The sequence below is a fragment of the Nocardia salmonicida genome, assembly GCF_036142455.1.
Classification (GTDB): Bacteria; Actinomycetota; Actinomycetes; order Mycobacteriales; family Mycobacteriaceae; genus Nocardia; species Nocardia salmonicida.
The window spans coordinates 4533911-4545957 of record NZ_CP108014.1; the positions used below are offsets into that span (position 1 = coordinate 4533911).

11 protein-coding genes are annotated in these 12047 nt (G+C 66.2%); 4 read left to right on the forward strand and 7 right to left on the reverse strand.

Features of this window, described 5'->3' with window-relative positions; genetic code table 11:
- Window positions 1-24 precede the first annotated feature (24 nt).
- The 6 genes from OHS03_RS21310 to OHS03_RS21335 form a co-directional block, all read right to left on the reverse strand.
- Entirely contained in the window at window positions 25-963 is a 939-nt protein-coding gene (locus tag OHS03_RS21310; RefSeq protein WP_328656500.1) for an acyl-ACP desaturase, read from the reverse strand.
- A gap of 95 nt (window positions 964-1058) precedes the next feature.
- Complete coding sequence (locus tag OHS03_RS21315; protein WP_328656501.1) at window positions 1059-1673, reverse strand: YdcF family protein; 615 nt, start codon at window positions 1671-1673, stop codon at window positions 1059-1061.
- 310 nt (window positions 1674-1983) lie between these two features.
- Complete coding sequence (locus tag OHS03_RS21320; protein WP_062983787.1) at window positions 1984-2217, reverse strand: WLR motif membrane protein; 234 nt, start codon at window positions 2215-2217, stop codon at window positions 1984-1986.
- Window positions 2218-2317: 100 nt separating this feature from the next.
- Entirely contained in the window at window positions 2318-4309 is a 1992-nt protein-coding gene (recQ, locus tag OHS03_RS21325) for a DNA helicase RecQ (RefSeq protein ID WP_328656503.1), read from the reverse strand.
- Between the two features lie 94 nt (window positions 4310-4403).
- The gene (gene hisN, locus OHS03_RS21330) at window positions 4404-5189 is read right to left on the reverse strand and encodes a histidinol-phosphatase (protein WP_328656505.1); all 786 of its coding nucleotides are present in this window, start codon (window positions 5187-5189) and stop codon (window positions 4404-4406) included.
- 38 nt (window positions 5190-5227) lie between these two features.
- Window positions 5228-5809, reverse strand: coding sequence for an NADPH-dependent FMN reductase (locus tag OHS03_RS21335; protein WP_328656507.1), 582 nt, complete (start codon window positions 5807-5809; stop codon window positions 5228-5230).
- Window positions 5810-5950: 141 nt separating this feature from the next.
- Here OHS03_RS21335 and OHS03_RS21340 point away from each other — a divergent pair, with 141 nt between their 5' ends.
- Complete coding sequence (locus tag OHS03_RS21340; RefSeq protein WP_407942400.1) at window positions 5951-6112, forward strand: hypothetical protein; 162 nt, start codon at window positions 5951-5953, stop codon at window positions 6110-6112.
- A 108-nt stretch (window positions 6113-6220) separates the two neighbouring features.
- Window positions 6221-7078 carry a helix-turn-helix domain-containing protein gene (locus tag OHS03_RS21345; RefSeq protein WP_328656509.1) on the forward strand — a complete coding sequence of 286 codons (858 nt, stop codon included), beginning with the start codon at window positions 6221-6223 and terminating at the stop codon, window positions 7076-7078.
- A 239-nt stretch (window positions 7079-7317) separates the two neighbouring features.
- Here the strand turns inward: OHS03_RS21345 and OHS03_RS21350 are convergent, their stop codons facing one another.
- The gene (locus tag OHS03_RS21350; protein WP_328656510.1) at window positions 7318-9150 is read right to left on the reverse strand and encodes an alkyl/aryl-sulfatase; all 1833 of its coding nucleotides are present in this window, start codon (window positions 9148-9150) and stop codon (window positions 7318-7320) included.
- A 446-nt stretch (window positions 9151-9596) separates the two neighbouring features.
- On the opposite strand from OHS03_RS21350, the gene OHS03_RS21355 reads away from it, so the two are divergent.
- The gene (locus tag OHS03_RS21355; protein WP_328656514.1) at window positions 9597-11030 is read left to right on the forward strand and encodes a DUF1254 domain-containing protein; all 1434 of its coding nucleotides are present in this window, start codon (window positions 9597-9599) and stop codon (window positions 11028-11030) included.
- A gap of 251 nt (window positions 11031-11281) precedes the next feature.
- Window positions 11282-12013, forward strand: coding sequence for a helix-turn-helix transcriptional regulator (locus OHS03_RS21360; protein ID WP_328664346.1), 732 nt, complete (start codon window positions 11282-11284; stop codon window positions 12011-12013).
- Window positions 12014-12047: the final 34 nt, after the last annotated feature.

The window sequence follows — 12047 nt, forward strand, 5'->3', positions numbered from 1 at the left end:
CCAGCGCTTTATTCCATGGCTGACTCAGACCCGCGCGGCCGCCCTGGCCAGTGCGCGGTCGCGCTGCTCCTCGAAACGGGCCGCCTTGACCTCGAGGTCGAGCAGGTAGGTGTGCAGCTCTTCGCGCGCGAGCTCGCCTTCTGGGCCGAAATCGGTGCGCTCGAAGACTCGCCAGGTGCGCAGGGTCGGACGCAGGACGACGTCGAGGTGCTGGCGCAGGTCGTAGACGCCGTGTTTGGCCAGCATGACCGCGTTGCGGCGGAAGTTGGGCTGGTTGAGACCGGGCATCTGGAAACGCAGGATCACGTCGGTGATCGCCTGCATGGCCGCGTCGGGGGTGAGGTCGAGGGCCGCGGCACAGAGCTTGCGGTAGAAGACCATGTGCAGGTTCTCGTCGGCGGCGATGCGGGCAAGCATGCGGTCGGCGACCGCGTCGTTGCACAGCGCGCCGGTGTTGCGGTGGCTGATTCTGGTCGCGAGTTCCTGCAGGGTGACGTAGGCGACGCCTTTGAGGAATTGCGAGCCCTTCTCGGGCTTGGCGATCCCCGCGGTCATGTGCGCCATCCTGGCCTCTTCGAGCGCGACCGGGTCGACGGCGCGCGTCACCACGAGATAGTCACGCAAGACGATGCCGTGACGGTTCTCCTCGGCGGTCCACCGGCCGACCCAGGTGCCCCAGGCGTTGTCGAAGCCGAAGGTGTCGGCGAGTTCGCGGTGGTAGGAGGGCAGGTTGTCCTCGGTGAGCAGGTTGGTGATCATCGCCGCCTTGGCGACCTCGCTCAGTCGCGACTGCTCGGGGTCCCAGTCGTCGCCGCCCATAGCCGCGAAGTTGCGACCCTCGTCCCACGGCACGTAGTCGTGGGGGTGCCACATCTTGGCCTTGGACAGGTGGTCGTTGAGGTTGGCTTCGGCCGTCGGCTCGAGCTCGGCGAGGATGTCGCTGTCGGACAGGTGGAGCGTCATGGGTCGACGTTACGAGGCCGGAGGTCGGTTCTCTGCGTGATTGCCGAGATTTCCGCGACTACTCATCATGCGGTCGACACCGCGGCGATGATCGGTCACAGCTTCCCCTGATGGGGGCCGAAGCCACCGACGTGCAGCGGCACCGATTCCCACTGGGCGCGGTCGGGGGTGAGGTCGCCGACGACGAGCACGCCCGCGTCGAAGAAGGCGCCTCTGGCTCGGGCGATGTGGTCCTCCGACGTGACAAGGACGACCGAGCGCAAACCCCTTTCGGCCAGCATCGATGCCGTGTTGCGGGCATTGGCCACCGTCGACTCGGCCTCGGATTCGCGCAGGATCCGGCTCTGGTCGATGCCTGCGGCCACCAGCCAGTCGGCCATGGCGTCGGCTTCGGACAGACCAGCTTGTGGATTACCACCGGTGACGATGATCGGCGACCAGGGTGCGAAGACGGCCTGGGCCAAGCCGGCGCGCAGTCGTCGGACCAGTTCCTCGCGCATCGTGCCCTCCGGTGTCAGGCCGTAGCCGAGCACCACCACCGCGGTATCGGGGCCGTAGATGCCGGGCAGGACGGGCGTGCCCAAAACCCGCGCCAAGTCGAGACCGGGCGGGGCCGGTAGGTCGGCACCGGCGGGGACCGGCACGAAGGCCAGTCCGGTTACCGCTATCGCGGCGCACACCACACGCTTACTCCAAGTCCACCGCACCATTGCCGTCGCCTCCTCGAGCTCGGGCCGATCTACAGTGATCGGTCCCGCTCGGCAACGGTGCACCGGGGAGGCATCAGCAGGTATCCCTTTGACCTGCGGCTACGACAACTCACATGCGCATGTCGGCCGATTCTGGTGCAGGGCATCGCAAAATTTCCGGAATCGGATGCCGGGTCGAGGTAGCGCACGATCGAACGGCAGGCACCGCTGCGATCAGCGGAGTACGACCATCAGTGAGGCAGCACTGAATCCGACAGCGGCGCATGGGAAATTGTCTGAACGCGGGCGATCGGTCGGTTGGCCGCGGACATCAGCCCGGGCTCAGCACGAGGTAGAGGACCAAGGCGGTGGTGAAGATCGCGATCAGCGCGATGGTCGACCAGCGTGGCCTGCCGCGGTGGATCACGCCGTGGTGGGCGCCGAGCAGGCTGGGCGCGACGACCGGGTCGATGTGGCGGTGCGGCATGGGAGGTGTCGGGGCATCGGCGCCCGGACTCGGGCTGCTGCCCGACGTATCGTCGTCCGAGCCTTCACCATTCGCCATGACTCGACAGTAACTCGGGGTCGTCCGATTCGCTGCGGGTTCCTTTCCGCCGCGCGTGTACACCCTTGTGGGCGGCGCGGGGCGACAGCGGAGGTGCGCCCTACTCCTCGCCCAGCGTCGTCAGCACCCCCTCCCCGTAGCGGGCCAATTTGTTCTCGCCGACGCCGGCGACGGTGCCGAGTGCGGCGAGGTCGGCGGGCTTGCGCGCGGCGATCTCGCGCAGGGTGGCGTCGTGGAAGACCACGTAGGCGGGCACGCCCTGTTCCTTGGCGGTGGCGGCACGCCAGGCCCGCAGCCGCTCGAACAGTCCGACGTCCGCAGCGGGCAGGTCGACGGTCGCCTTGGCCGATCGCGAGCTGCGTGCGGGCCGGGCGGCGCGTTCGGGCTCACGCCGCATCAGCACCTTCCTGCCCTCGAACAGCACCTCGTTGCTCTCGTCGGTGAGTGCGAGGACTCCGTATTCGCCCTGTACCGCGAGCAGGCCGCCCGCGAGCAGCTGCCGGACCACACCGCGCCATTCGGTATCGCGCAGATCGGTGCCGATGCCGAACACCGAGAGCTCGTTGTGGCGATGCTGGGTGATCTTCTGGTTGGTCTTGCCGAGCAGGATGTCGACGAGGTGGCCCGCGCCGAAGGATTGCCCGCGTTCGCGTTTGAGCCGCAGCACCGTGGACAGCAGCTTCTGGGCTGGCACCGTGCCGTCCCAGGTTTCGGGTGGGTTCAGGCACACATCGCAATTGCCGCAGGTGCCACCGGTCTGGCCGAAGTAGTTGAGCAGCCGCGCGCGACGGCAACCGACCGTTTCGCACAGGGCGAGCATGGCGTCGAGGTGTAGTTGCAGCTGCCTGCGATGCGCGGCGTCGCCCTCGCTGGAATCGATCATCTTGCGTTGCTGCACAACATCATTGAGGCCGTAGACCATCCAGGCCGTCGACGGCAGACCGTCGCGGCCCGCGCGGCCGGTCTCCTGGTAGTAGCCCTCGACCGATTTGGGCAGGTCGAGGTGGGCGACGAAACGCACGTCGGGCTTGTCGATACCCATGCCGAAGGCGATGGTGGCCACCACGATCAGGCCGTCTTCGCGCAGGAATCTGGACTGGTTGTCGGCACGGGTCCGAAAGTCCAGGCCCGCGTGATAAGGCACCGCGCGGATGCCGTTCTCGTTGAGCATGGCCGCGGTCTTCTCGACCGAGTTGCGTGAGAGGCAGTAGACGATGCCCGCGTCGCCGGGGTGCTCGGCGCGGATGAAGTCGAGCAGCTGACGGTCGGCGCGGTTCTTCGATTCGATCCGGTATTGGATATTGGGTCGGTCGAAGCTGGAGATGAACTGCTTCGCGGCGCCCAGATCGAGCCGTTCGACGATCTCAGCGGCGGTCTTCTCGGTGGCGGTCGCGGTGAGCGCGATGCGCGGGACATCGGGCCAGCGCTCGTGCACCAGCGACAGCGCGAGGTAGTCGGGCCGGAAGTCGTGGCCCCACTGCGACACACAGTGCGCCTCGTCGATCGCGAACAGCGCGATCTTTCCTCGGTCGAGTAGCCGCAGCGTCGCTTCCAGTCGTAGGCGTTCCGGCGCCAGATACAGCAGGTCCAGATCGCCTGACACGAACTGCGCCTCCACGGTCCGCCGCTGATCCGGCGACTGGGTGGAGTTGAGGAACCCGGCCCGCACGCCGAGCGCGCTCAGCGCGTCGACCTGGTCCTGCATGAGCGCGATCAGCGGAGAGACGACGACGCCGACGCCATCGCGCACCAGCGAAGGGACCTGGTAGCAGAGGGATTTGCCACCGCCGGTCGGCATCAGCACCAGCGCGTCGCCACCGCCGACGACCTGTTCGACGATGGCCGCCTGGTCGCCACGGAAGCTGTCGTAGCCGAAGACGCGGCGTAGTACTTCGTCGGCGGTCTCACCGCGGTCGGGAGCCGCGACCCGGCCGGGGGTGGCCGGGGCGAGATCGTCGAAGTGGAAGCCGCCGGTATCGGCGAAGTCGTGCTCGGAGACGTAACCGCCATCGGACGGATACGCGTCGTCGGGTGGGAAGTCTTCGGGCGGGAAGTCGTCGACATCGGGGGCTGTGGCGCCGGAATTGCTCACCGGGCCATCCTACGAGCGAGCGCCGGTACCGCAGCCCGTCGACCGGAGCCGACGGCGGCGGATGCGGAAGTTGCTCACCTGTGGATAACTCGATTCATCCACGCAAACGGGGCAGGACCTCGTCGTGGAGCAGCCCGTTCGTCGCCACGGCGTCGCCGCCGTGCGGACCGGAGCGCCCGTCCAGGGAGGTGAACGTGCCGCCCGCCTCACGGACCAGGATGTCGAGGGCTGCCAGATCCCACAGGGAGACCTCCGGCTCGGCGGCGATGTCCACCGCACCCTCCGCGACCAGGCAATAGTTGAAGAAATCGCCGTAGCCGCGAACCCGCCAGACCTCGTCTGTGAGGTCGATGAGCTTCTCGCGCAGGCCGCGCTCGTGCCAGCCGGACAAACTCGAGATGGCCAGGCTCGCGGCGTCGAGGTCGGCGACCGCGGACACCGAGATCGGCTTGGGCGCCCCCGGGTGGACCTGCACCCACGCGCCCGACCCGGCGGCGGCCCACCAGCGCCGACCCAGTGCGGGCGCACTCACCACGCCGACCACCGGAACACCGTCGTCGAGCAGGGAGATCAGGCTGGCCCACACCGGCACGCCGCGGACGAAGTTCTTGGTGCCGTCGATCGGGTCGACTACCCACTGCCTACCGCTGAACTCGGCGTCTCCACCGAATTCCTCGCCGAGAACGGCGTCGCCGGGGCGCTCCTCGGCGAGTACGCGGCGGATCAGCTGTTCTACCGCGAGATCGGCATCGGAGACCGGGGTGAGGTCGGGCTTGGAGTCGACTTTCAGGTCGACGGCGCCGAAGCGCTCCTGTGAGATGGCGTCGGCCTGGTCGGCCAGTCGCAGGGCAAGGTCCAGGTCAGCGGAGTAGGCAGCCACGCGGAGAGTGTATTCGCCGAGCTGTGCGAGAACGGTGGTCAGGCCACGACGTCGGCTGTTTTCGCCGCGACCAGGGCGCCTGTCCACCAGTGCAACTGATCGAGCAGCGCCGCGGCGGCGCCTTCGGGCTCCTGCGGGTCCCGGAGCCTGCCGTTCTCGTCGAAGAGCATGTAGTAGCGCGGGAACGAGACGTAGTTGCGCACGGTGTGGGCGTTGAGTTCGTTGAAGACCTGGCGCAGGTGCTCGATCGCCAGGAGTCCACCGGAGCCGCCGCTGTAACCGACGAAGCCGATCGCCTTGGCGTCCCACTGGGTGAAGTGCCAGTCGATGGCCGCTTTGAGAGCTGCCGGGTAGCTGCGGTTGTAGTCGGGGGTGACGATCACGTAGGCGTCGGCAGCGGCCAGGCGGTCGGTGAGGTCGCGCATGTCGGCCGGGCGCACGGGGTCGGGGTCCAGCGCGGGCGGCACGGCGGGCAAGGCTGGCAGCGCGGTGTCGGCGAGGTCGATGATGTCGACCTCGAAGCGGTCGTCGACCTGCTCGGCGAACCAGTTCGCGACCACGGGGCCGAATCGGCCTTCGCGGACACTGCCGATGATGATCGCGAGCTTCAGTGTGGACACGATGTTCTCCTCGTCGTCGAACCGGCCCGATCGGCCGGTGCGACCAAATCTCGCGGATCGCGAGCCTCGCAGGGAGACCACGCTGAGAGTGGTAGTGGCACGGCCACTCTCCGGTGCGCCGAGCTGGGTACCGTCGATGAGGTGAGCGACAACGAACTCGGGCTGTTCCTGCGGACCCGCCGCGAGGCGGTCTCCCCCGCCGAGGTCGGACTGCCGGTCGGCCAGCGCAGGCGCACGCCGGGTCTGCGCCGCGCGGAGGTCGCGATGCTCGCGGGAGTGAGATGTTGGTTACACACTCTCTAGTCAAGTAATCGAGCAGATGGCTGAGTGCTGCTGCGCAGGTGGGGCACTCACCTGGTCAGGTTCATGGCATGTGGAAATGAACCTTGCAGGATACAAAGGAGCACGAAAGTGACCGACAACGAGTTGGGCCTGTTCCTACGCAGCCGACGCGAGGCGGTCTCCCCTGCCCATGTCGGTTTGCCTGCCGGGCCGCGACGCCGCACGCCCGGTTTGCGTCGTGCCGAACTCGCCACCCTGGCTGGGGTTAGCGTCGAGTACCTCATTCGTCTCGAGCAAGGCCGTGACCGTCGCCCGTCCCCGCCAGTGCTCTCAGCCATCGCCAACGCACTACATCTCGCGCCGAGCGAACGCATTCACTTGTACCGACTGACCAAATCGGCTGACGCGGGCTTCAGCTGCATGGGCACCGCAAGACCGGCCCGGACCGTTCGTCCCACGGTCCGCGCCATCCTCGACCATCTGGAACCAGCGGTCGCGGTGGTCGTGAACCGCCTCAGCGATGTCCTGGCCTATACCGAGGGCTATCACCGCCTGATGGCACCGACCGGTGTGCTCGACGATCCGACCACAGCCAACCTCGCCCTCTTCATCTTCGGCGACCCCCGGGCTCACGACTTCTACCCCGATTGGGAACACATCGCCGACCTACAGGTCGCCACCCTCAAACAAGGCCCCTTCCGCAAAGATCCGGCGACCGCCGCCCTGGCTGATCAACTCGAGATCGTGGCCGGTGAGCAATTCAAGCGCCGTGTCGCTACCGTCCCCAGCCTCCCCGCCGCGACCGGCACCACCCGAGTCGAACACCCCGAGGCCGGTCCGCTACGCCTCGTCTACGAAACCCTCGATCTCCCGGCAGATGACGACCAACAGTTGTTCATCTATCTCCCGGCCGATGAAGCCACCGCGACCGCATTGGACAAGATCGCGGGCCGCCGCCCCGGCGCTCTGCGTGCGATCTCAATCTGAATCAGGCCAGGCACACACCTTTCGCAGCAAGGAACGACTAGGTGTTGCGGGTCAGAACGAGCGCGGGAAGGGCGATCGCGGCTACTGCCATACGGAGTGCGGAGGTGGCATGCCTCACCCAGGTGAGAAATTACTGGACATTTTGCCGGGGTTGGATCGACGGCACAAAGGTCGACTTCACCAGCAGCGCCTTCGCCCCGCAGCCGTTGCTCTCCCACCGCAGCTGCTGGAAGACACATTCAGGGAGTGACGATCGGGAAAGCCGGATCGAACTCGTCGAGCAACGAACCATAGGTGTCGAGCACCGTCGTGTCGCCATCCAGCGTGATCTTGACGCCTTCGGCCAGTTTCGCCGCCGAATCAGGGTCGAGCAGCACCGAGACCAGGAACGGCTTCGGCCCAGCCACCGTCAGTTGCGCCTGGCCGGATTTGCCGCGCCGGGCGTTGAGTACACCGCGGCGGATCCACATCGTCCATTGCTCGGCGGCATCGGTGAAGTCCAGGTCGATCCGCAGATCCACGTGCGCCGCCTTCTCGCCGATGATGTGCACCGAGACGAAGTCGAACAGGATATCGATCGGCATCGCCAGAATGCTGTCCTGGCTGGCCGTCACATACGGGGGTGGCTGGGCGCCCTCGCGTAGTTCCAGTGCCGCGGACAGGAAGATGCCGCGCCATTGTGGGCCTTCGGCCTGGTATCCCATCTGTTCGTAGGCGTCGGCCTGTAAATCCTTGGCGCGCTGGTTGTCCGGTTGCGCGAAGACCAGTTTGTGCAGGATCTCCGTGGCCCATCGGTAGTCGGCGGCGTCGATAGCGCGCTGACCTTCGGCGAGAATCTTGTCGGCACCGGCGAACTCGACGAACCGCGCCGCGGCCTCGACCGGCGGGTGCGGGTGCAGTGAGACCGGGTCGCCGTCCCACATACCGAGCTCTTTCGTGTACACCGCGCGCACGTCGTGATGCAGGGTGCCGTGATAGCCGCGGTTGGCCCAGTTACGTCCCAATTCTTCCGGCAGCTCGATCACCTCGGCCGCCTCGAGCGGGGTGTAGCCCTTGTTGGCCAGGCGCAGCGCCTGGTCGTGAATGTATTTGTAGGTGTCACGTTGGGATTCGAGGAAACCGGTGACATTGTCGTTGCCCCACACCGGCCAGGTATGCGGACCGTAGTGCACCTCGGCCTCGTCACCCCAGCGTTGCAGGGTCTCGTCGAGGTAGCGGGCGAAATTACGGGCGTCGCGGGTGCGGGCGCCGCGCAGCGTCTGGATGTTGTGCAGCGAATGGTTCGCGTTCTCCGCGCAGGTGAGGGCCTTGAGCTGTGGAATCCAGATGTGCATCTCCTCGGGCGCCTCGGTGTCGGGCGCGTAGAGGAATTCGAACTCGATACCGGCGATCTCACGGCGTGTGCCGGTTTCGGTGATCAGGTCGGTCGGCGAGATATAGGAGATCTGCGGGCCGTGCGTGGAGGCGATACCGATACCGCAGGTGACAAACCCTTGTGGACCAGGCGGCAGCAGGGAGCCGAAGGCGTAGAAACTGCGGCGCGCCATCGCATTTCCGGCGATGACGTTCTCCCCGATGGCGTACTTGTCGAACTGCATACCCGGCGCGATGATCGGCACTTTGCCCGAAGCTACATCCTCCGCTGACACCACACCTTTCACACCGCCGTAGTGATCGATATGGGTGTGGGTGTAGATGATCGCCTTCACCGGTTTGTCGGTGACGTGTTCACGGATGAGCGCCATTGCCTGCCTGGCGGATTCGACTCCGGCCATGCAGTCGATGACGACGATCCCGTCCTCACCCTCGACCACGGTCAGGTTGGCGATATCGTTGTTGCGGGCCTGGTACACGCCTTTGGTCACCTCGTACAGTCCGCCGAGGCTGATCAGCTTCGACTGTCGCCACAGGCTGGGATTCACCGAGTCCGGGGTCGGTGGGTCACCGCGCAGGTAGTCGAACTCGGCGGGATCGAAGACCACCTGGGAGCTGTCGACGTCGGAGTACACCGGAGCGGGCAGCGCAGCGATCAGGCCACGTTGCGCGTCGATGAAGTCGTCCCGGTTATCCATGTCATAGCTCTGCGTCGCCGCACGGTTGATAGCAGCGGTAGCCGAACTGGCAGGTTTGGGAACCTGGCACATGCGCGCTCCTGTGAACTCGGGTGGACTGTCTCCCGACAATCACCCCGCGCGCGCCACCGCGCATCACCCGTCCGGGGTGACTTCGACCCGCTGGGCCGCGCACCGCCACAACTCTGAGGCGCCATGACGGATGAGCGCAGCACCCACCCATCACCAAGTCGGTATAAGCATCCCGAAATGCCGATTTCAGGATGCTTGCGGTACCTCGAGGAGTCCGTCGGTCAATCCAGCCGCATGAGCCGAACACCTATGCTCCTCGGTCAGCGCGCGGCAATGACCCTGACCGCATTTCATCCCCTGTGGGTGAGGACTCCGGCCGCGGCCGAAGGTTGTGTGGTCAGCGAACGGACTTTCTGGAACGGAGGAGCCCGAGCGTGGACCATTATGATGAGCTCGCCAACGCCGCGTTCCAGGGCGGTTTCCCGACTGCGCAGACCACCCGGAGCTTGCGTGACGAACTGCTCTTCCAGCGTGCGGTCCAGAGCTACCTGTGGGCCCTTCCCGCCATCAATATCTGGGCGATGAAAGAAGCCTCGGAGGCTACCTTCGGCGGCGGCTACAATGTTCTGCCCATCTGGCAAGACCGCATCGACGCCAAAACCTTGGTGACCACACCGAACTTCGACGTCGTCTACGCCATGGGATACCTCGATCTCGGCGAATACGGTCCTTTGGTGGTCGAAGCCCCCGCCGGAGTACAGGGCATGTTCGACGACTTCTGGCAGCGCCCGATCGTCGGCCCGACAATCGACGGGCACACCTGGAAAGGCGATGTCGGCCTGGCCGGGCCGGACCGAGGGGCCGGTGGCACCTATGTCCTGCTGCCGCCCGGCTATCAAGGTCCGCAACCGGAAGACGGCTACGTCTACCGCTCGCGGACCAACAACGTCTTCCTGTTCTGGCGTGCCTTCTTCACCGACCCTGCCGATCTGTCGGACGCCGTGACCCGCATCGAGCAGACTGTCGTCTACCCCCTCGGCGCTCGCGACGACGCGCAACCGATGCGGTTCCCGCACGCCTCGGGTGTCGCCTGCGACATGCTGTTCCCCAGCGACGGAACGTATTTCGAGCTGCTCGATCGCTACATTCAGCAGGAGGCCGTCGATCCCTACGACTTGGACCTGCGCGGGTTCCTGCACACACTGGGAATCGAGAAGGGGCGAAAGTTCGCACCGACTCCGCCCGACCGTGAACTTTTGGACAAGGCGGCTCGCACCGCGTTCAAACTCTCGAAGGTGACGGTGACGAGTCTGTTGCCGCTCGAGCCCGGTGGGACCTACTATCCCGGGCAGCCATGGGTCAACACCTTCGCCGGGCAGAACACCGAATTCCAGTCCAGCGCAACGTTCACCAACCTCGAACAGCGCAGCGCGTTCTTCACAGCCGCGTACTCCGACTCACCTGGGATGGTCGTCGACCTGGTCGGCAAGGGCGCGAAGTATCCGGCGACCATGAAAGACGCCAATGGCGACTGGCTCGACGGTGGCCGCGCCTACGTCCTGCGCTTGCCGCCGGACATCCCGGCCGCGTTGTTCTGGTCGATCGCGGTCTATGACAGCGTTACTGCCTCCGGCCTCGACAACGGTCAGCGTTTCCCCTCGATCAACGCCATGGACAAGCCGATCGCGAATCCCGACGGCTCCCACGACATCTACTTCGGCCCGGACAAACCCGCGGCAGCCGATGACAGCAACTGGCTACGCACGGTGCCCGGCAAGGGATACTTCGCGATCCTGCGCCTGTACGGACCTGGACAAGAGTTCTTCGACCAGACGTGGAAGCCCGGTGATCTGCAACCGATCCAGTAGCGCTTCCCCCAAGACGACGGACCTCAGCTGCTCTCACGCCACCGCTGGCCAGTCCCCTAGCACAGCAGCTCGGCCAACAGCCCAACCCGCGACAATGCCACCTACCTCGCGACTGGCCGGCCTCTCCGACACTTGCAATGCCGCCTGCGCGCAGGTCTTGATCAGCTGACGGGGTCGGTGGTGGAACTGAGCGAGGAATTCGGAGGTGTCTTTGCGCAGCTCAGGCGACCTGAAGTACATAGTGCGCACATCTGGCGGGGGTCAGTGTCGAATACCTGATCCGGCTCGAGCAGGGCCGCGACAGTCATCCATCCGCCCAGGTGTTGTCCGCGCTCGCCGAGACGCTGCGGCTGAGTCCTCGCGAACGCGTCCACCTGCACCAACTCACCAAAGGCGCGTCCGGTTTCAGTTGCGGCGCCGCCGAGCAGGGGCCGAACCGCACGGTGCGCCCCACGATTCTGGCCGTCCTCGCCCAGCTCGAACCCGCACCGGCCGCGATCACCAACCGCTTCACCGAGATCCTGGCCTGTACCGAGGGCTATCGGAAGCTGATGGCGCCCAGCGGGCTGTTCGAGCAGGGCGAACCCGCCAATGTCGCCCGATTCGTGTTCACTCATCCGGGCGCCCGCGAGCTGTACCCGGAATGGGACGCCGCCGCCGACAAGCTGGTCGCCTCGCTCAAGCAGGGCCCGTTCCGCGCCGACCCGATGGTCGCCGCCCTGGTCGACGAACTCACCGTCACCGCGGGCAGCGCCTTCACCGATCGCCTCGCGACCCTGCCCGGCCTCCCGCCTTCGGGTGGGATCAACCGGCTCAGCCATCCCGAGGCGGGCAAGCTGCGGCTGGCCTACGAATCGCTGGATCTGTCCATCGACGACGACCAGTCGCTCTACGTCCTGCTCCCCGCCGACGAGGCCAGCGCGACCGCCCTCGACCAGCTGGTCGGACGCCGCCCCGGCGGCCTACGGTCCATCGCAAGCTGAGCCGATTGGGCGCGGTGTCGGAGGCGACCGGTAG